Here is a 17,372-nt window from a genome sequence, read left to right as displayed (position 1 = left end):
AGTACACGAACGGTCGCCCGCAGTCGGATGCCGCTGCGCGCGCCCCGCGATTAGCATCGGAGGATGTCGGATCCCCAGCACGTTCCCGCGTTCGGGGACGGTGCCGCCTGGGGGCCGCCCGCGCCGATCGGGCGACGGATGCGGCTGATCGGTCCGGTCGTGCTGAGCTTCCTGATCCAGGTGCCGGCGGCGGTGTGGATGTCGGCGCGTGCGGGGCACCATGCGGCGCCCGGTCTTCTGGCGCTGCACCTGCTGCTCGCCCTCGCCGGCCCGCTCGCTCTGCTCGCCGCGCGCAGACTCCCCGGCCCGACCGTGGCCGTCGTCGCGGCCTTCGCCCTGCTCGATGTGCTCACCACGCCCGTTCCCGGACCGCCGTACGTGGCCCTCGCGTTCGCGGTGGTCGGCGCCGTGGCACGGGGCGCGATCATCTGGGCCGCGGTCTCCGTCGGCACGGGCTGGACCGCCGCTCTGCTGATCGGCATGCTCATCGATCGCACCTGGTTCCCCGGAGCGATCGTCGGTGTGACCGTCGCCCTGGCGCTGTGCTTCGCGATCGGCACGATGCTGCGCACCCGTGGTGCTCGCCGCGCCGCCATGCAGGCGGAGGCGCTGCGGCGCAGGCAGAGCGCGGAGGAGCAGGAGCGGGTGCGCATCGCGCGCGAGCTGCACGACGTTCTCGGGCACGCGCTGTCGCAGATGAACGTGCAGGCCGGCGTCGGGCTGCACCTGTTCGACAAGGATCCGGAGCAGGCGCGCGCCGCGCTGCAGAACGTGAAGGACACCTCGAAGCTGGCGCTGGAGGAAGTCCGCGGCGTGCTGGGCGTGCTGCGCGACGGCGAGGCGCCGCTGGTGCCGCAGGCCGAACTCGCCGAGCTGCCGCGGTTGATCGCCGGACTGACGACGCCGGGCCTCGAAGTCGCCCTCGACGACCGTCTCGGCGCGAGCGCACCGAGCAGGGCCGCGCAGTTCGCCGCCTACCGGATCGTGCAGGAGGCGCTGACCAACATCGTGCGGCACTCTGGTGCGATCCACGCGAGCGTCGTGCTGGAGCGCCGTGACGCGCAACTGGTGGTCACCGTCGCCGACGACGGCCGCGGCTTCGGCGGCGCCGACCCGGTGGATGCCGGGCACGGCGGCGCGCTCGGCATGCGTGAGCGTGCAGGGCTGCTCGGCGGCAGCATCCGTTTCGAGGACGGCGCGGACGGCGGCGCCGTCGTCGTCGCCGAACTGCCGTGGGGGCGAGCATCATGATCCGGGTCGCACTGGCCGACGACCAGCTGCTCGTGCGGGCGGGGTTCCGCGCGCTGCTCGACTCCGAGGACGACATCGAGGTCGTCGCCGAGGCATCCGGTGGTGAGGAACTGCTCGCCCGCATCCGCGAGACGCCGGTCGACGTCGTGCTGATGGACATCCGGATGCCGCAGGGCGACGGCCTCTGGGCCACGGAGCAGATCGCGGCCGATCCTGCGCTTGCCGCGGTGCACGTCGTCATCGTGACGACCTTCGAGCTGGACGAGTACGTCGCCCGCGCGGTGCGCGCGGGCGCGGCGGGGTTCCTGGTGAAGGACACCGAGCCCGCCGACCTGGTGCGCGCGGTGCGGGCCGTCGCCGAGGGTGAGGCGCTGCTCTCGCCCGGTGTCACGCGCCGACTGCTCGACAGGCTGGCGGTCGGTCTGCGCGAGCCGGACGCCGGGGCGCTGGAGGTGCTCACGGAACGGGAGCGCGAGGTGCTGCGACTGGTCGGCCTCGGGCGCACGAACGACGAGATCGCGGCCGAGCTGTTCCTCAGCCCGCTGACCGCGAAGACCCACGTGTCGCGCATCCTGTCGAAGCTGCAGGCGCGCGATCGCGTGCACCTTGTGGTGATCGCCTACGAGACCGGGCTGGTCGCGCCCGGCTGGCAGTAGTACTCCCGAGGGCGTACCCGAAGAGACGCCCTGGGGCGGATTCGCCCGGAGCCCCGGATGACGAGGCTGGATCCATCGGTCGAGACACGGCCGATCGGATCGAAGGAAGGGCATCATGCTCGCAACATCGGCGGCCGTCGCCGCACACGCAGGCGTCTGGGGCGGGGCTCCGTTCTGGCCGTTCTTCTTCATCGGGCCGGTGATGTTCCTCATCATCGTGGGCCTGCTCATCACGCTCATCGTCCGCCGCCGTCGCTACTGGGGCGGCCCCTGGCAGGCTGCGCCCGGCGGGCACGCCCCGTGGGCACAGGCGCAGGGGCGCAGCGCCGAGCAGATCCTCGCCGACCGCTTCGCCAAGGGCGACGTCGACGAGACCGAGTACCGCGCCCGGCTCGAAGTGCTGAGGGCCAACCGTCCCGAGGCCTGAGCCGCAGACAGAGGATGCCGCCCCCGAGAGCTCTCGGGGGCGGCATCCTTCTTCGTGGTCAGTGCGTCGGAACCGGCTCGTCGGGGCAGGTCGAGAGCACGCGCGCGACCGCGTCGTGCTCGGCCGGCGTCACCCACAGGTCGTAACGGGCCTTCACCGCGATCTGCCGGGCGACGTATTCGCAGCGGAAGTCCTTGTTCTTCGGCAGCCAGGTCGCCGCATCGCCGTCGCGCTTCTGGGAGTTCGACGCGCCGTCGACGGCCAGCAGGTTCAGCGGATCGTTCGCGAGGGCGGTCCGCTGTTCGGCTGTCAGCGCCTGCGCGCCCTTCTGCCAGGCGTCGCTGAGGGCGACGACGTGGTCGATCTGCACCAGCTCCGACGTGCCCTGACCGCGGACGAAGTGGATCGTCGTGCCGGTGTACGGATCGTGGAGGGTGCCCGCCGTGACCTTGCAGCGGCCGTCACGGACGGGGTCGGTGAGCTGCGCGCCGAGGGTGTCGTTGCGGGTGTCGCATCCGTTGCGGTCGACGTCCTGCCAGCGGGGGCCGAACTGCGCCCGGTCGTAGCCGGTCTTCGCGGCCCGTCCCTTGACGGGGAGCGAGGCGAGCAGGTCGAGGGCGGAACCAGGGGTTGCCGTGGGAGCCGGTGCCGAGGGCTGCGTGGTGGCCGGCGCGGGCGGTGCAGGAGCGGCATCCGTCTCCTGGTCGAGGATGCCGGAGGCGAGCCCGATCACGAGCAGGAGCACGATCACGACGACGCTGACGAGACCCGAGGTCCGGCGGGCACGATTTCTCTGCGTCGTCCGTCTGCCCATCCGCTCCAGCCTATTCGCCCGGCCCACCGCCCTGGCCCCGGCACACCCGGCGGCATACGATGCTCGCGTCAGGCGTTGTGCCCAGTGACGGACGAAAGGACGGAACGTGGAGAACATGCAGAAGGTGGCCGTGCTCGGCACCGGAGTGCTCGGATCGCAGATCATCATGCAGGCGGCGTATCACGGCAAGGACGTGACGGCGTACGACATCTCGGACGAGATCCTCGCCAAGCTACCGGCGCGGTGGGAGTGGATGCGCGGGCATTACCGCACCGATCTCCCGGACTTCACCGACGAGAAGTTCGACGCGGCGATCGGCCGCATCTCCGCAACGACGGTGCTCGCCGACGCGGTCGGTGACGCGGATGTGGTCGTCGAGGCCGTGCCCGAGAACCTCGAGCTCAAGAAGAAGGTGTGGGCGCAGGTCGGCGAGTCCGCGCCGGCGGGAGCGATCTTCGCGACGAACACCTCGTCTCTCATGCCGAGCACCTTCGCCGACGCGACGGGTCGCCCGGAGCGACTGGGCACCCTGCACTTCGCGAACATGGTCTGGCGCTTCAACACCGGCGAGGTGATGGGGCATCCGGGTACTGACCCGGTCGTGCTGGACGCGTTGGTGCAGTTCGCGACCGAGATCGGCCTGGTGCCGTACCGCGTGCGCAAGGAGTCGCCCGGCTACCTGCTGAACGGTCTGCTCATCCCGTTCCTCGACGCCGGTGCGCGGCTGTACGTGAACGGCGTCGGGTCGGTCGCCGACATCGACGGCATCTGGCGCAAGGCGACGGGGTCTCCGCAGGGCCCGTTCGAGATCTACGACGTGGTCGGCTTCAACGTCGCCTACAACATCCAGGCGAACAACCCGCAGCCCAGCCCGTTCATCGAGGTGCTCAAGCGCGGCATCGACAACGGCAAGACCGGCATCGCCGACGGCGAGGGCTTCTACACCTACGACGCCGAGGGCAGGAACACCGGCGTCTCGTCGCAGTTCCCCGAGGTCTGGGGCAGCTGAGCGCGCTTCTCGCGAGGACGGATGCTGAGACCGAGAACTCTCGGGAGCAGCATCCGTCTCAGCGCCCATGCTGCGCAGCACTCCGTTGAGCACGCCGTAGTTCGCGTCGAAGATCCACAGTCAGAGGAAGCTGACGACGACGGCGGGCAGCACCCAGGGGAAGAGCAGCACGCTGCGCAGGGCGGCTCGGCCCCGCATCCGCTGGTTCAGCCCGAGCGCGGCGACCAGGCCGACGAGGTACGGCAGGATCGTGGCGGGGATGGAGAACGTGAGTGTCGTGACCGCCAGCGGCAGGAACTCGCCGGTGAGGGCGTCGATGACGTTCGCGAGTCCGACGAAGGTCTTCTCGGGGTAGAGCAGGCTGCTCTCGAAGAAGGCATCGCCGAGCGCGGCGAGGAGCGGGTAGATCAGGATCGCGACGAGGAGCGTCGCGGCGGGGGCGATGAGCAGCGGCGGGAACAGACTGCGCTGCCGGCGGCGCAGCGTCGTAGGGATGGCGACTGCCACGAGTCCTCCTTGACATCGGGTCGCGGTGATGGAGCGGCTGCGATTGGCGGGTAGTGAGTAGCACGATATACGAAATGCGAAAGCTGTCGACCTGTGGCAGGATTCCTCGTGAGAACGTGCCGGGCAGCGACCGGCTTGGGTGGAGGACGTGGCATGGGTGAACTGTTCAGCGCGAAGCCGCTGGTCGTCGACACGAAGGCGGCGCAGATCCGGCAGCAGCTCGCCGACGCGATCGTCAACGGCGAACTGCAGCCCGGCGATCGGCTCGTCCTCGACGAGATCGCGCGGCAGCTGGGCGTGAGCAAGATCCCGCTCCGCGAGGCCCTGTCGAGTCTCGAGGGTGCGGGGCTTGTCGTCACGACCCCGCACGCGGGCCCGCGCGTGGCACCGCTCCCGTTCCACGAGGTCCGCGGGATCTACCTGCTCCGCGAGTCGGTCGAGACTCTGGGGATGACGCTCGCGCTGGACGGGCTCGACGCTGATGTGGTGGAGCGGCTTCGCGACATCAACGAGCAGATGCGGCGGGGGTTGCGGCGTCCGGACGTGGTCGCGCTGAGCGATCTGAACGCCGAGTTCCACCTCGCCATCGCCGGTGCGAGCGGCTACTCGTCGATCGTCGAGGTCGTCGGCGACCTGCTGATCAAGGTGCGCCGCTACCGCGCTTTCGTGCCGGCGCTCGCTGCCAACTGGGAGCTGGCCGTCGCCGAGCACGATCAGCTGATCGAGGCGATCGAGTCGGGCGACCGTGACGCTGCGATCGAGCACATGCGTGCGCACGTGCACAACCAGGGCCAGCTCGAGGCGGCCGACGCGCTCGTCCGGGAGGCCGGCGAAGGGGCCTGAGCTCTACGACGCCCAGGTGCCCCGTGAAGCTATTTAGCTTGAGTGCTATATTGCGAATATGAGCGATGAGGTGAACAGCGTCTTCGAGGCGCTCGCGCATCCGACGAGACGGCAGATCCTGCAGGATCTGAAGGACGGCGAACAGGCTGCAGGCGAAATCGCGGCGCGGTTCGCCGTGAGCGGGCCGACGATCTCGCGGCATCTGCGCATCCTCCGGGGCGCAGGCCTTGTCGCCGAGCGGCGCGACGCGAACCGCATCCTCTATTCACTCGCCGAGGAGCGCCTTGCATTGTCGGTGGGGGACTTCCTCTCGACGGTCTGTCCAGAGCAGATCGTGCTGCGCGAGGTGCGGCGCCGGCGAGGCCCGGCGTCCGGTGAACCGGCGGCGGTGCAGCCATGACGGTGGTGCGCGGGGTGCGCGCGCACCTGCGTCGCCGGCTGCTAGTCAGCTACCGGGTCGACCCGGAGGTGGCGCGGACGATCGTGCCCGCGCCACTGCGTCCGCAGCTGGTGGCAGGTCAGGCGCTCGGCGGGTTCTGCGTGCTGGGCCTCGACGCGATCCGGCCCGGGTGGATGCCGGGGTCGCTCGGCCTGCGCTCGGAGAACACCGCGCACCGCATGGCGGTCGAGTGGGACGAGGACGGCCAGACCCGCACCGGCGTGTACATCCTCGAGCGGCACAGCACGGCGTGGCACGCGGTGCTGTTCGGGGGCCGGCTGTTCCCCGGCGTGCACCAGCACGCGCGATTCACGATCGATGAGAGCGGGGACCGGTACGCGCTGACGATGGATGCCGGCGACGCTCACCTCGCGGCCGACGTCGAGGTCGGTGGGGAGTGGGAGAGCGATTTCTTCCCTACAGTCCAGGCTGCTTCAGACTTCTACCGATCCGGACGGATCGGCTGGTCGCGTGGGACCGACGACAGCACTCTGGAAGCGGTCGCGCTCGCCGCGGACGGCTGGGTCGTCGAACCGGCCCGGGTCCACAGCGTGCGCTCCTCGTTCTTCGAATCGCTGCCGCCGGGGTCGGCTGTGCTGGACCACGTCGTGGTCATGCGCGATCTGCCGATCCGGATGGATGCCGCCTGACTGGCGGATGCTCGCGGCGTGCCGCGCGGAGCATCCGTCCGGTCGACGGTGGACGCTCAGAGGTCCCACTCCATGAACTGAGGAGAAAAAGGCTCAGTGCTGGTGCCCACCGCCGCGCGCATGCATATGGTGACGCGGGTCTGCGGCGTGATCAGCGCACTCACCCGCATGCCACCTCGTACGACCAGTTCGACGAAGCGCGCAGGAGAGTTCGCGGCCGCTTCGATCCTTCTCTTCAGATCCTCGATGTCCTGCCCGCGTTCGAGGACGAAGGTGGTGCCGTCGATGGACACCTCGGTCTGTGTCTCGAATACTGCCTCGTCCATACCAGGACTCTCACGCCGGTTCGGTGCACAGCAAATGGGGTTGAAAGACTCGGAAGATTCTGGAAGCGCTCCAGATCGTGGGGATCGTTCTATGGTTCAGTATGGGCAGGCTCAAGTACGACGGAACCTCGGGACCGATCACCGTTGACGATGTGACTCTGGCGCACGTCAAAGTCGTCATAGCGACGAAGCTCCGCAGGCAGGAGAGCTTCATGATGACGTGGTTGCATCCGGAAGGTGAACCCGATGCGCGCATCACGATCTGGATCCACCCCGCCATCCCCCTGCAGTTCGGTTTCGACAAGTCCGAGTTCCCTCAGCTGAGCACCAGCCGGATCAAGGCGATGATGGCGCGGCTCAATGCGACGGGCGAGCTCAATCTGAATCTGCTCGAGGACGAAGTCGACTCATGACCGTTCAACTGCTGCGGTGATAGCCGGGGTGCGGAGAATCCGCACCTGAGGGAGGCTGACCTCCGACCCGAACGCCGGCGAGGAATGCGATCGTGGCTGCGCTCCCCACCAGCATCCAGGTGATCCATCTGGGCACTGTTCAGCCGCCTGACGGGTTCTCGAGCGGCTTGCCGTTCTCGTCGGTCGTCTCCTCATCGAGCACCTTCCGCTGCTTGTGCTGCTCGTCGGGTTCCTCCGGCGCGCCGCCCGAGGCGACATCCGCCTGCTCGTCGGGGCCCGGGGTGCCCTGCGTGTTCGTCGGATCACTCATGCTCTCTCCTTTGCTCGGTCCGAAGAACGTAAGCGCGGGGGTCGGCACAGGGGAGGGGGTTGACCGCAGCGGCTCGGGTCCCGACACTGCGGTTGCCGGCGCACCTTTCTCACGCCTGAAAGCCTGGTTCGGGGCATCCGTCCGGTGGTGGACTGGAGGCATGGAGGCTCGCGACATCCCGATGGTGCCGGTGTACTTCTCCTCGAGTTCGTCGGGGATGGTGCGCAGCTTCGCCCAGCGTCTGCAGCGCCCCGTCTTCGACCTGACGAAGCGCGAGGTGAGGCAGTCCGTTCCGGACGGACCGTGGGTGCTGCTGACGCCGTCGTACGTCACGGGCAATCCGCTGAACGACACGATTCCCGAGCCTGCGCGGCGGTTCCTGTCGAGGCCCCGGACGAGGCGCCTGATGGTCGGCGTGATGGGTTCCGGCAACCGCAACTTCGGTGCGCACTACCAGGCAGCGTGCCGGTACATCGCTCGAGCGTCCGGGCGGCCGGTGCTCTTCGAGTTCGAGCTGCAGGGCACGCCGGAGGACGTGGCGGAGGCACGCCGCATCCTTGCGGAGCTGGATCGCCGGATGGCGGGGCTCACGAAGCCGGGACAAAGCCGAACCTCCACGAGGTAGAAGCAGCAGACGGAACCACGAACCTCGTCGAGTGTGCGCCGTCCCGGCTTACATTCGACGCGCCGTTCGTCGCAGATCCGACGCCGTTCGTCGCAGGAACGCGCATCGCCAGGCGGAGCCCGTCGCGCGTTCCCGGCCGGCATTTCTACGGTGACAGCACGCGATGTCGCACAGAGCATGCTGCGCGTCGTGCCGACGAACTCGAAGGAGAGCCAGTTGTTCACATTCCGTTCCTCCCCCCGGGCGATGGTCGTCGCCGTCGCCGGGGCCGTCATCGTCACAGGCCTTGTGACGACCAGTTTCCAGGGCGGTTTCGCCCCGGAAACGTCCTCCGCTCCGGGGCACTCTTCAGGCTCCTCCAAGAAGGTCCTGCAGACCGACGACGCCCCGGCCGCGATCGGACCCTATTCGCAGGGGATCGCCGCCGGGCGGATGGTCTTCGTCTCGGGACAGCTGCCCATCGACCCGAAGGTCGGGAAGATCGACAACAGCCAGTCGATCTCCGAGCAGACCGCCTTGTCGGTGAAGAACATCACGGCCGTGCTGAAGGAGGCGAGGCTCGACCTCGACGACGTGGTCAGCACGACCGTCTATCTGTCCGACATCGATGACTTCGCCGCATTCAACGAGGTCTACGCCGAGTACTTCGGCACCGAAGCTGCGCCCGCGCGAGCGACCGTCGAAGTCGCCGCCCTGCCGCAGGGAGCAAAAGTCGAGATCAGCGCGATCGCCGTTCGATAGGAGATGATCACCATGGAAATGCAGGACATGCAGACATCCGGATTCTCGCGCCGCAATGCGCTCAAGCTCTTCGGTGCCGGAGCCGGCGCTGTGGGCCTCAGCACTCTCGGCCTCGCCTCACCGGCGGACGCGGCGACCACCGTCGTCCCGGCCGCCAACGACGCAGCGTTCTGGCGGAAGGTCGAGCAGATGTTCGTGCTCGACAAGAAGATCCTCTACATGAACGTCGGCACCGTCGGCTCGCCTCCGCGCCAGGTTCTGGACGTCGTCGACGCCGTCCACCGGCAGGTGGCACGCGACGCCGAGGCTGCTTACAGCGACTTCGCGGATGTGCGCCAGGCCATCGCCGCCGCACACGGCGTCGACAAGGACGAGATCGTGATCACGCACAACACCTCGGACGGCATGTCCAAGGCGCTGCTCGGATTGAATCTGCGCGAGGGCGACGAGATCCTGACGACCAACCACGAGCACGGTGGCGGGAACACCCCGCTCGCGATGCTGCACGACCGTCAGGGCGTCGTGATCAAGCGCGTGGAGTTACCGATCGGGGACCAGCAGAAGGCCGAGGACTACGTCGCTCTGTTCCGCGCCGGAATCACCACCCGCACCAAACTGATCATGTTCTCAGCACCGACGTACCTCACCGGCACGATGCTGCCGATCAGGGAACTCGCTGTGCTCGCGCAGGAGCACGGGATCCCCACGCTGGTCGACGGTGCCCACATCCCCGGGATGATGAACTACAACTTCCGGGAACTCGGAGTCGACTTCCTGGCGGCCTCCGCCGCGAAGTGGCAGTGCGGGCCCGGGGGAACCGGTATCCTCTACATCCGCAACCGTGTGAACGCGGCGAACCCGAACCCGCTGCCGGAGTTCTGGCCCATCGTGTCGTCGGGCTACCCGACGGACGGGTCTGTGGATCTGCGCAATCGGGACCAGTCCCAGGACATCGGCAAGTATCTGCAGTCCGTCGGCAACGGTAGCAAGGCGCTCAACGCCGGCGTGCAGAAGGCCGGGGAGGTCTGGGACCAGATCGGGCGCCAGCGCATCCAGGATCACATCGTCGGCCTCGGCGATCACCTGAAGGAGCAGATCGTCGAGCGCTGGGGCGCCTCGGCGCTCTACTCAGCGAAGTCGGATGCCAGGCTCACGTGTGCGCTGACCGGATTCAACCCCTTCCAGAACCCGGCGGACGTGAAGAACTCGCAGAAGTCCGCCGATTTCGTCGCTCGCCTCCTGGACGAGTACAGGATCGAGATCCGCAACACCTCGGTGCCTGTCATCGGCGACGCGGCGAAGCACAGTCCGGTGCGTGTGTCGACCCATCTCTTCCATCAGAAGGACGACGTCGACCGCCTCGTCGACGCCGCCTGGAAGCTATCCAAGCGGATGGCCTGATCCGCCGGGGCCATGGCCGGCGCGTCCGCTCGACGGATGCGCCGGCTGCCCTATTCCCGGGCGCATGCCCACCCGAACACCCGAAACAGTCTCAAGGAGGAGAACATGACCTCAATCCCTGCCGCCGGCGACGGCGCACGCGCCGCGGAGAAGGCGCCTGACATCCCACCCGTCGCCGTTCCCGAGGCGGAACTTAAGCGCGATGCCCGCTGGACGCCCCTCAGGATCGTCGTGTGGGCGGCCATCGCCCTGCTCGGCGGTGTCGCCTGGACAATGCTCGCCTTCATCCGCGGTGAGACGGTCAATGCGATCTGGTTCGTCTTCGCCTCGGTGTGCACCTACCTCATCGGGTACCGCTTCTACTCGAAGGTCATCGAGAAGTACATCACCCGCCCCGACGATCGCCGCGCGACGCCCGCCGAGATCCGCGACGACGGCAAGGACTACGTCCCGACCGACCGACGCGTGCTTTTCGGGCACCACTTCGCCGCGATCGCCGGCGCCGGCCCCCTGGTCGGCCCCGTGCTCGCGGCGCAGATGGGATTCCTCCCCGGCACCATCTGGATCATCGTCGGCGTCGTGCTCGCCGGCGCGGTGCAGGACTACACCGTGCTGTTCTTCTCGATGCGCCGCGGAGGGCGCTCGATCGGGCAGATGGCACGCGACGTGCTGGGCAAGGTCGGCGGGACGGCAGCGATCATCGCGTCGCTACTCATCATGATCATCATCGTCGCGATCCTCGCCCTCGTGGTCGTCAACGCCCTCGGCGAGAGCCCGTGGGGCGTCTTCAGCGTCGCCATGACCCTGCCCATCGCGATCTTCATGGGGCTGTACCTGCGCTTCCTGCGTCCCGGCCGGATCACCGAAGTGTCGCTGATCGGCTTCGTCCTGCTGATCGCCGCGATCATCGGCGGCGGCGTCGTGGCAGGCACGGAGTGGGGACAGGCGATGTTCCACCTTGACCGCTCGGTGATCGCCTGGGGGATCATCATCTATGGGTTCATCGCGGCCATCCTGCCCGTCTGGCTGCTGCTGGCCCCGCGCGACTACCTGTCCACCTTCATGAAGATCGGCGTGATCGTCATGCTCGCGGCGGCGATCGTGATCGTGCGCCCGGAGATCACGGTGCCCGCGTTCACGGACTTCGCGTTCACCGGCCTAGGTCCGGTGTTCTCCGGGCCGCTGTTCCCCTTCTTGTTCGTGACGATCGCATGTGGTGCGCTGTCGGGCTTCCATGCGCTGATCTCCTCAGGGACCACCCCGAAGATGGTCGAGAAGGAGCGGCAGACCCGGTTCATCGGGTACGGCGGGATGCTGATGGAGTCGTTCGTCGCGATCATGGCGCTGGTCGCCGCGATCTCGATCGACCAGGGCATCTACTTCGCGATGAACGCGCCGACCGCGCTGACCGGAGGAACGCCCGAGGATGCGGTGGCGTTCGTCAACTCGCTGGGCCTCACCGGCGTACAGCTGACACCGGACATGCTCACCTCGACGGCCGCCGCCGTGGGGGAGGAGACCATCATCTCCCGTACCGGTGGCGCGCCGACGCTGGCCCTCGGCCTCGCGCACATCATGCAGCAGATCGGAGGCGGGACCGCCCTGATGGGCTTCTGGTATCACTTCGCGATCATGTTCGAGGCGCTGTTCATCCTCACGGCGGTCGATGCGGGCACCCGCGTGGCCCGCTTCATGCTGCAGGACTCGATCGGCGCATGGGTGCCGAAGTTCCGCGACATCAGCTGGCGCCCCGGGGTGTGGATCTGTACCGCCATCATGGTCGCCGGTTGGGGGTACATCCTCATCCTCGGCGTCACCGACCCGCTCGGCGGCATCAACACCTTCTTCCCGCTGTTCGGTATCGCCAACCAGCTGCTCGCCGCGATCGCGCTGGCCGTGGTCTTCGCCATCGTGGCCAAGCGGGGCCCGAGCTACGTGCGCTGGCTGTGGATCATCGGAGTGCCGTTGGCCTTCACCGCCGTGATCACGATCACGGCGTCGATGTACAAGATCTTCTCGCCGGTGCCAGCGATCGGATACTGGGCCAACAACGCCAAGTACCGGTCCGCCGAGGCGGCGGGCGACGGCAGTCTCGGCACGCCCGAGATGGTCGAGGCCGTGATCCGCAACACCGCGGTGCAGGGCACATTGTCGATCATCTTCGTCGTGCTGACGATCGTCGTCATCATCGTCGCGGCGGGATCGGCGATCATGTCCATCCGCCGGCATGCGACCGACGACGGCGAGGATGCTCCGGTGCCGTCCCGGCGCTTCGCGCCGGCGGGCCTGATCACCACCCGGTCGGAGCGGGAGCTCGAGGCGCGGTGGCAGGTGTACGAGGCCGAGAGCGGCATCTCGCGCGAGTCGGGGCACCACTGATGTCCGTCATCGGGACCTCGTCCGCATCCGCCGCGTTCGGGCGGCGGGTGCGGGCCGCCCTCTCGGGCATCCGTTGGTACTTCACCGCTCTGATGGGCGACCGTGCCTACGCGGACTTCGTGGCGCACCAGCGCAGGCACCACCCGGACGCCGCGGTCCCGACGGAACGCCAGTTCTGGTGCGATCGGATGGCGGAGCAGGACCGAAATCCGGGCGCACGATGCTGCTGACTCGGCCATAGGCTGAGGCACATGACCGACCAGGCGCTGGTGGCGGGCGCACTCGGAGTGGCCGCGGGGGCGATGATCGCCCTCGTGGCCCTCTGGGTGCTGCGTCTGGCGCGGGGTTCACGAGTCCTCGGCGGTGAGGCGGAGCGCGCGACGAGCCGGACGCTGCACCTCGCTGGGCTCGCGGCCGCCGAGCTGCGCGCGGATCGCGGGCCCGACCTGGTGCGCGCCGCCCGTCACCTGCGGAACCTGCTCGGAGTGCAGGCGGTCGCCTTCGTGACCGCGGAGGGAACCGTCGCCGTCGACGGGTCTGTCAGCGGGCTGGAGCACTCAGCGCAGCGGATCGCCGCCCGGGTGCGCGAGACGAGGCGTCGCCAGGTCTTCCCGCGTCGTCGCAGGGATGACGGCCCGTTCGAAGCCATCGGGGCGCCGATGACCGTCGATGGGGAGGGCAGAGGAGTGCTCATCGCCTTCGCGGAGACCGTCCGCGGCCCCCTCGTCCGCGCCACGGGAGAGGTCGCGGAATGGTGCGCGGCGCAGATCGCGTTGACCGAGCTGGAGGACTCGCGGGCGAGCCTGGCCGAGGCGGAACTGCGCAGCCTGCGTGCTCAGATCAGCCCGCACTTCATCTACAACTCCCTAGCCGCGATCGCATCGTTCATCACCACCGACCCTGAGCGGGCTAGGACGCTCGTGCTCGACTTCGCCGACTTCACCCGGTACTCATTCCGGCAGAAGGGGGAGTTCGCGACCCTGGCGCAGGAGCTCGGCAGCATCCGCAACTACCTCCAGCTCGAGCGCGCGCGATTCGGGGACCGGCTGGACGTGCGTCTACAGATCGCGCCAGAGACGCTGTCGACAGTGATTCCCTTTCTGTCGGTGCAGCCGCTCGTGGAGAACGCGGTGCGGCACGGCCTCGAACCTCTCGCCGCCGGTGGTCGCATCATCATCGCGGCTGCCGACGAGACAACCCACACCGAGATCTCGGTGGAGGACGACGGGGCGGGGATGGACCCGCGGCGTGTACAGCGGGCTCTCACCGAACCCGTGGGCACGTCCCATGTCGGTCTGCGCAACGTCGACACGCGCCTGCGGCGGCTGTACGGCGCAGAGGGCGGACTCATCGTCGAGACGAATCTCGACGCCGGTACCATGGTCCGGATGCGGATTCCGAAGTCGCAACCGCTGCATGAGACGGATGCGCCATGATCGTGGATGTACTCGTCGCCGATGACGAGGCACCGGCGCTGGCCGAGCTCGTCGCGCTGCTCGAGATGGATGCCAGGATCGGCGCGATCCACGCGGTGTCCAGTGGCGCCGACGCCCTGCGCACGCTGTCGATCGAGGCGGTCGACGCGGTGTTCCTCGACATCCACATGCCGGGCGTGGACGGGTTCGATCTGGCGCGCGCTCTGGACCGGTTCGCCGAGCGCCCGGCCGTGGTGTTCGTGACGGCAGACGATGCCAGTGCGCTCGAGGCGTTCGACGTCCATGCCCTGGATTACGTGCTCAAGCCCGTCCGTCCGGAACGCCTGCAGCGCGCGATCGACCGGCTGTTCGAGGACAGGCGGACCGGCGAGCCTGCCGAAGGTGCCGATGACGAGACCCTTCCGGTGTCATCGGGGCAGTCAGTGCGGCTCGTGCGGCGGGGCGATGTGCGCTGGGTGAAAGCGGAGGGAGATTACTCCCGACTGTGGACTGAGACCGGCGCCAGCCATCTCGTCCGCATTCCCATCTCCGAGCTCGAGGGACGGTGGTCGGCCGCCGGGTTCGTGCGCATCCACCGGTCGTACCTCGTGCAGGTGGAGGCCGTCACCGAGGTGCGACTCACCGGTCCCGTGCCGATGGTCGGACTGCCGGAGATCGAGTTGCCGGTGAGCCGGCGGCTGATCCCTTCCGTGCGCGCCCGGCTGGTGAGGGTGGATGCCTGATGAGCGAGAGCGCTGACGATGACCGGCCACGCCGGGTGCGCGTCGCGTTCGATCCGGACATCCTCGCTGCGGATGCCGTCCGCACACACGGCATCGCGCTGCCCGGTGCTCCAGTACGCGAGGCCGAGTCCGTCTTTCTGAACGACCTCATGCGCGCACAGCTCCGTCTGGCGTGCGCCTGCCTGATCGGCTTCGTCCTGGTGTCGCTGCTGCTCACGTCGGCGATCATGGTCCTCGCGAGCACCGTGGATCCGGTGATGTTCGGAGTGCCCATGTCGTGGCTCTTGCAGGCCTACGCCTACTATCCGGTCATCCTCTTGTTCGCCATCGTGTTCGCCCGGAACGCGGCACGCAACGAACGACGGTTCCGGGTGCTGACCGAGGTGGAGGGCGACGGAGAAGGGGAGGCGCGATGAGTGTCGTCCCCGCACTGGCCGCCGTCGCCCTGGTACTCGCCGCAACCGTCATCCTCGCCGTGATGGGCGTTCGCCTGAGTCGCACCACCGGAGACTTCTTCGTGGCATCGCGCAGCGTGCGGCCGGTGTGGAACGCGTCGGCCATCAGTGGCGAGTACTTGTCCGCAGGGACCTTCCTCGGCCTTGCGGGTCTCGTTCTTCTCGTCGGCTCTGACGGATTCTGGTTCCCGATCGGATACGCCGCCGGATATCTGCTGCTCCTACTGTTCGTTGCGGCGCCGCTGCGACGCAGCGGGGCATACACGATCCCGGATTTCATCGAGGCCCGTCTGGAGTCGCGCGCCGTTCGCCGGCTGACCAGCCTGCTGGTTCTGGTGATCGGCTGGCTGTACATCGTCCCGCAGCTGCACGGGGCGTCGCTGACATTGCAGGTGGTCGCGAACGTGCCGTCGTGGGTCGGCGCGGTCGTGGTCGCCGTCGTGGTGTCGGGCGTCGTAGCGGCCGGCGGGATGCGGGCCATCACCGTCGTGCAGGCGATGCAGTACTGGGTGAAGCTCCTCGCGCTGGCCATCCCTGTCGTCGTCATTCTCATTGCCTTGTCCGGGCGGCAGCCTTCGCCCGAGGCCGTGCTGGCGTTCCCAGTGCACCTGGGGCCATCAGCGACGGATCCGTACTCCACGGCATCCTTGATGATCGCGCTGCTATTGGGCACCATCGGCCTGCCGCACGTGCTCGTGCGTTTCTACACGAGTCCCGACGGAGGGTCTGCGCGGAGGACGACAGTGCTCGTGGTCGCGATGATCGGCTTCTTCTATGCGGTGTCGGGCACGCTCGGGCTGATTGCCCGGGTCGCGGCGAGCGACCTCGCTGAGGCCAGGATTGCCGACACCGTCGTGCTCGCGCTACCCGCGCGGGTGCTCCCGGAGCCGATCGCGACCGTGGTCACAGCGATCGTGGTTGCCGGCGCATTCGCTGCGTTCCTGGCGACGTCATCGGGTCTGGTGGTGTCGCTCGCCGGGGTGATCAGCCAGGACATGTTCGACGGTTCGGTGAGGTCATTCCGTCTGTCCGCGGTGCTCTGCGTCATCGCTCCGCTGTGCGTTGCGCTGGTCACAGGGCCCGAGGCGCTGGTCTCCAGCGTCGGCACGGTGTTCCTGATGGCGGCCACGAGCCTGACACCGGTGATCCTCCTCGGAGTCTGGTGGCGTCGGCTGACCGCACGAGGCGCGATCACAGGGATGCTCGTCGGCGCGCTCATCGTCGCCGGATCTCTCGCCGCCTCGACATGGCTGGGCTCGTCGGCTTCGCTGCTCGTGCAGCCCGCGGCCTGGGCGATCCCGCTGGTCACAGGGGTGATTGTGCTCGTCTCGCGCCTGGATCGACGGGGTGCTCCACTGCGCACGGAGAGGTATCTCACGCGTCTGCATCTGCCGGAGCGGAGTGAGGAGGCCGGCTGATCGCGCCAGGGCAAAGCAAAACCCCCGCCATGTAGAAGCTAGGCGAGGGTTTCTGGGACCGTTGTAACGACGGTCCTTGTGGCTCCGACCGGCATCGATCCGGTGACCTTTCGATTTTCAGTCGAACGCTCTACCAACTGAGCTACAGAGCCTCACGGCACATCATGATCTGCCGCGTCTTAGACGAAGAGCCTCCTCGAAAGAAGGCTCATCGCTAGGAGCGACCCTGACGGGACTTGAACCCGCGACCTCCGCCGTGACAGGGCGGCACGCTAACCAACTGCGCTACAGGGCCATAACTATTAAATTGTATCGGATGGAGTGACCCCAACGGGATTCGAACCCGTGCTACCGCCGTGAAAGGGCGGCGTCCTAGGCCACTAAACGATGGGGCCGGGCTGAACCCTGGGGTTCCCTTGCCGACGCTCAAGCATAAGCGAACTTCTTCCCAAAACGCGAATCGAGGGCGTGGCCTCTGTCACTCGGGCGTGTTTCGGGGCACCATGGGGGTGGTGAGCCGTGCCCGACGGCACCCGTCGGCGACCGCGAC

Annotated in this window: 21 protein-coding genes and 3 tRNA genes; 17 read left to right on the top strand and 7 right to left on the bottom strand. The window is 68.0% G+C overall.

The annotated features are described in order from the left end of the window. Positions 1-63 precede the first annotated feature (63 nt). The 3 genes from ACFVAE_RS08520 (at position 64) to ACFVAE_RS08510 (ending at position 2,334) form a co-directional block, all read left to right on the top strand. Positions 64-1,251 (top strand): sensor histidine kinase, encoded by a 1,188-nt coding sequence (locus ACFVAE_RS08520; protein ID WP_378890306.1) that lies wholly within the window; start codon positions 64-66, stop codon positions 1,249-1,251. Then, the gene (locus ACFVAE_RS08515) at positions 1,248-1,907 is read left to right on the top strand and encodes a response regulator (protein ID WP_378890303.1); all 660 of its coding nucleotides are present in this window, start codon (positions 1,248-1,250) and stop codon (positions 1,905-1,907) included. The genes ACFVAE_RS08520 and ACFVAE_RS08515 overlap by 4 nt, the downstream gene beginning before the upstream one ends. A 115-nt stretch (positions 1,908-2,022) precedes the next feature. After that, positions 2,023-2,334 carry an SHOCT domain-containing protein gene (locus tag ACFVAE_RS08510; protein ID WP_198346557.1) on the top strand — a complete coding sequence of 104 codons (312 nt, stop codon included), beginning with the start codon at positions 2,023-2,025 and terminating at the stop codon, positions 2,332-2,334. Between the two features lie 58 nt (positions 2,335-2,392). On the opposite strand, the gene ACFVAE_RS08505 is transcribed toward ACFVAE_RS08510, so the two are convergent. Then, on the bottom strand, positions 2,393-3,148 hold the full coding sequence (locus tag ACFVAE_RS08505; protein WP_378890301.1) for an HNH endonuclease family protein: 756 nt from the start codon (positions 3,146-3,148) through the stop codon (positions 2,393-2,395). A 115-nt stretch (positions 3,149-3,263) separates the two neighbouring features. On the opposite strand from ACFVAE_RS08505, the gene ACFVAE_RS08500 reads away from it, so the two are divergent. Continuing rightward, the gene (locus ACFVAE_RS08500) at positions 3,264-4,157 is read left to right on the top strand and encodes a 3-hydroxyacyl-CoA dehydrogenase (protein ID WP_378890565.1); all 894 of its coding nucleotides are present in this window, start codon (positions 3,264-3,266) and stop codon (positions 4,155-4,157) included. A gap of 120 nt (positions 4,158-4,277) precedes the next feature. On the opposite strand, the gene ACFVAE_RS08495 is transcribed toward ACFVAE_RS08500, so the two are convergent. Further along, on the bottom strand, positions 4,278-4,664 hold the full coding sequence (locus tag ACFVAE_RS08495) for a carbohydrate ABC transporter permease (protein ID WP_378890298.1): 387 nt from the start codon (positions 4,662-4,664) through the stop codon (positions 4,278-4,280). Positions 4,665-4,817: 153 nt separating this feature from the next. On the opposite strand from ACFVAE_RS08495, the gene ACFVAE_RS08490 reads away from it, so the two are divergent. Genes ACFVAE_RS08490 through ACFVAE_RS08480 form a run of 3 tightly spaced genes read left to right on the top strand, consistent with a single transcriptional unit; the run spans position 4,818 to position 6,596 of the window. Then, the gene (locus tag ACFVAE_RS08490; protein WP_378890295.1) at positions 4,818-5,507 is read left to right on the top strand and encodes a GntR family transcriptional regulator; all 690 of its coding nucleotides are present in this window, start codon (positions 4,818-4,820) and stop codon (positions 5,505-5,507) included. Between the two features lie 58 nt (positions 5,508-5,565). Next, the gene (locus ACFVAE_RS08485; RefSeq protein ID WP_378890293.1) at positions 5,566-5,907 is read left to right on the top strand and encodes a metalloregulator ArsR/SmtB family transcription factor; all 342 of its coding nucleotides are present in this window, start codon (positions 5,566-5,568) and stop codon (positions 5,905-5,907) included. Continuing rightward, positions 5,904-6,596, top strand: coding sequence for a DUF2071 domain-containing protein (locus ACFVAE_RS08480; protein WP_378890291.1), 693 nt, complete (start codon positions 5,904-5,906; stop codon positions 6,594-6,596). Before ACFVAE_RS08485 ends, ACFVAE_RS08480 begins: the two co-directional genes overlap by 4 nt. 56 nt (positions 6,597-6,652) lie before the next feature. Here ACFVAE_RS08480 and ACFVAE_RS08475 read toward each other — a convergent pair whose 3' ends face one another. After that, a complete protein-coding gene (locus ACFVAE_RS08475; RefSeq protein ID WP_378890288.1) occupies positions 6,653-6,889 on the bottom strand; it encodes a hypothetical protein in 237 nt (78 codons plus the stop codon). Between the two features lie 134 nt (positions 6,890-7,023). Here ACFVAE_RS08475 and ACFVAE_RS08470 point away from each other — a divergent pair, with 134 nt between their 5' ends. Next, positions 7,024-7,335, top strand: a complete 312-nt coding sequence (locus tag ACFVAE_RS08470) for a hypothetical protein (protein ID WP_378890286.1) — start codon at positions 7,024-7,026, stop codon at positions 7,333-7,335. 139 nt (positions 7,336-7,474) lie between these two features. Here the strand turns inward: ACFVAE_RS08470 and ACFVAE_RS08465 are convergent, their stop codons facing one another. Further along, the gene (locus ACFVAE_RS08465) at positions 7,475-7,645 is read right to left on the bottom strand and encodes a hypothetical protein (protein ID WP_378890284.1); all 171 of its coding nucleotides are present in this window, start codon (positions 7,643-7,645) and stop codon (positions 7,475-7,477) included. 160 nt (positions 7,646-7,805) lie between these two features. Here ACFVAE_RS08465 and nrdI point away from each other — a divergent pair, with 160 nt between their 5' ends. The 9 genes from nrdI (at position 7,806) to ACFVAE_RS08420 (ending at position 16,822) form a co-directional block, all read left to right on the top strand. Next, a complete protein-coding gene (gene nrdI / locus ACFVAE_RS08460; protein ID WP_378890281.1) occupies positions 7,806-8,270 on the top strand; it encodes a class Ib ribonucleoside-diphosphate reductase assembly flavoprotein NrdI in 465 nt (154 codons plus the stop codon). Positions 8,271-8,420: 150 nt separating this feature from the next. Further along, on the top strand, positions 8,421-9,011 hold the full coding sequence (locus tag ACFVAE_RS08455; RefSeq protein WP_378890279.1) for a RidA family protein: 591 nt from the start codon (positions 8,421-8,423) through the stop codon (positions 9,009-9,011). A 12-nt stretch (positions 9,012-9,023) separates the two neighbouring features. Continuing rightward, a complete protein-coding gene (locus ACFVAE_RS08450; protein WP_378890276.1) occupies positions 9,024-10,412 on the top strand; it encodes an aminotransferase class V-fold PLP-dependent enzyme in 1,389 nt (462 codons plus the stop codon). 105 nt (positions 10,413-10,517) lie between these two features. After that, the gene (locus tag ACFVAE_RS08445; RefSeq protein ID WP_378890274.1) at positions 10,518-12,791 is read left to right on the top strand and encodes a carbon starvation CstA family protein; all 2,274 of its coding nucleotides are present in this window, start codon (positions 10,518-10,520) and stop codon (positions 12,789-12,791) included. Then, positions 12,791-13,021, top strand: coding sequence for a YbdD/YjiX family protein (locus ACFVAE_RS08440; RefSeq protein WP_378890271.1), 231 nt, complete (start codon positions 12,791-12,793; stop codon positions 13,019-13,021). The genes ACFVAE_RS08445 and ACFVAE_RS08440 overlap by 1 nt, the downstream gene beginning before the upstream one ends. A gap of 21 nt (positions 13,022-13,042) precedes the next feature. Further along, complete coding sequence (locus tag ACFVAE_RS08435; RefSeq protein ID WP_378890268.1) at positions 13,043-14,227, top strand: sensor histidine kinase; 1,185 nt, start codon at positions 13,043-13,045, stop codon at positions 14,225-14,227. Beyond that, positions 14,224-14,949 (top strand): LytR/AlgR family response regulator transcription factor, encoded by a 726-nt coding sequence (locus ACFVAE_RS08430; RefSeq protein WP_378890266.1) that lies wholly within the window; start codon positions 14,224-14,226, stop codon positions 14,947-14,949. The genes ACFVAE_RS08435 and ACFVAE_RS08430 overlap by 4 nt, the downstream gene beginning before the upstream one ends. After that, complete coding sequence (locus tag ACFVAE_RS08425; RefSeq protein ID WP_378890263.1) at positions 14,949-15,365, top strand: heavy metal transporter; 417 nt, start codon at positions 14,949-14,951, stop codon at positions 15,363-15,365. Before ACFVAE_RS08430 ends, ACFVAE_RS08425 begins: the two co-directional genes overlap by 1 nt. After that, positions 15,362-16,822, top strand: coding sequence for a cation acetate symporter (locus tag ACFVAE_RS08420; protein ID WP_378890261.1), 1,461 nt, complete (start codon positions 15,362-15,364; stop codon positions 16,820-16,822). Before ACFVAE_RS08425 ends, ACFVAE_RS08420 begins: the two co-directional genes overlap by 4 nt. A 79-nt stretch (positions 16,823-16,901) precedes the next feature. Here the strand turns inward: ACFVAE_RS08420 and ACFVAE_RS08415 are convergent. From ACFVAE_RS08415 to ACFVAE_RS08405, 3 genes are all read right to left on the bottom strand, one after another. Next, positions 16,902-16,974: transfer RNA gene (locus ACFVAE_RS08415), tRNA-Phe, on the bottom strand. A gap of 69 nt (positions 16,975-17,043) precedes the next feature. Continuing rightward, positions 17,044-17,117, bottom strand: a tRNA-Asp gene (locus ACFVAE_RS08410). Positions 17,118-17,144: 27 nt separating this feature from the next. After that, positions 17,145-17,217: transfer RNA gene (locus tag ACFVAE_RS08405), tRNA-Glu, on the bottom strand. Between the last annotated feature and the right edge of the window lie 155 nt (positions 17,218-17,372).

Origin of the sequence: Microbacterium sp. NPDC057659 (assembly GCF_042799915.1) — a bacterium.
Lineage (GTDB): Bacteria > Actinomycetota > Actinomycetes > Actinomycetales > Microbacteriaceae > Microbacterium.
This window is presented reverse-complemented; position numbering and strand designations above follow the sequence as displayed.

Coding starts and splice junctions, on each gene's coding strand:
- ACFVAE_RS08505 (WP_378890301.1), bottom strand. CDS start 3,148: ATGGGCAGACGGACGACGCAGAGAAATCGTGCCCGCCGGACCTCGGGT.
- ACFVAE_RS08445 (WP_378890274.1), top strand. CDS start 10,518: ATGACCTCAATCCCTGCCGCCGGCGACGGCGCACGCGCCGCGGAGAAG.
- ACFVAE_RS08420 (WP_378890261.1), top strand. CDS start 15,362: ATGAGTGTCGTCCCCGCACTGGCCGCCGTCGCCCTGGTACTCGCCGCA.
- nrdI (WP_378890281.1), top strand. CDS start 7,806: ATGGAGGCTCGCGACATCCCGATGGTGCCGGTGTACTTCTCCTCGAGT.
- ACFVAE_RS08435 (WP_378890268.1), top strand. CDS start 13,043: ATGACCGACCAGGCGCTGGTGGCGGGCGCACTCGGAGTGGCCGCGGGG.
- ACFVAE_RS08520 (WP_378890306.1), top strand. CDS start 64: ATGTCGGATCCCCAGCACGTTCCCGCGTTCGGGGACGGTGCCGCCTGG.
- ACFVAE_RS08500 (WP_378890565.1), top strand. CDS start 3,264: ATGCAGAAGGTGGCCGTGCTCGGCACCGGAGTGCTCGGATCGCAGATC.
- ACFVAE_RS08480 (WP_378890291.1), top strand. CDS start 5,904: ATGACGGTGGTGCGCGGGGTGCGCGCGCACCTGCGTCGCCGGCTGCTA.
- ACFVAE_RS08515 (WP_378890303.1), top strand. CDS start 1,248: ATGATCCGGGTCGCACTGGCCGACGACCAGCTGCTCGTGCGGGCGGGG.
- ACFVAE_RS08490 (WP_378890295.1), top strand. CDS start 4,818: ATGGGTGAACTGTTCAGCGCGAAGCCGCTGGTCGTCGACACGAAGGCG.
- ACFVAE_RS08470 (WP_378890286.1), top strand. CDS start 7,024: ATGGGCAGGCTCAAGTACGACGGAACCTCGGGACCGATCACCGTTGAC.
- ACFVAE_RS08430 (WP_378890266.1), top strand. CDS start 14,224: ATGATCGTGGATGTACTCGTCGCCGATGACGAGGCACCGGCGCTGGCC.
- ACFVAE_RS08465 (WP_378890284.1), bottom strand. CDS start 7,645: ATGAGTGATCCGACGAACACGCAGGGCACCCCGGGCCCCGACGAGCAG.
- ACFVAE_RS08440 (WP_378890271.1), top strand. CDS start 12,791: ATGTCCGTCATCGGGACCTCGTCCGCATCCGCCGCGTTCGGGCGGCGG.
- ACFVAE_RS08425 (WP_378890263.1), top strand. CDS start 14,949: ATGAGCGAGAGCGCTGACGATGACCGGCCACGCCGGGTGCGCGTCGCG.
- ACFVAE_RS08510 (WP_198346557.1), top strand. CDS start 2,023: ATGCTCGCAACATCGGCGGCCGTCGCCGCACACGCAGGCGTCTGGGGC.
- ACFVAE_RS08485 (WP_378890293.1), top strand. CDS start 5,566: ATGAGCGATGAGGTGAACAGCGTCTTCGAGGCGCTCGCGCATCCGACG.
- ACFVAE_RS08450 (WP_378890276.1), top strand. CDS start 9,024: ATGGAAATGCAGGACATGCAGACATCCGGATTCTCGCGCCGCAATGCG.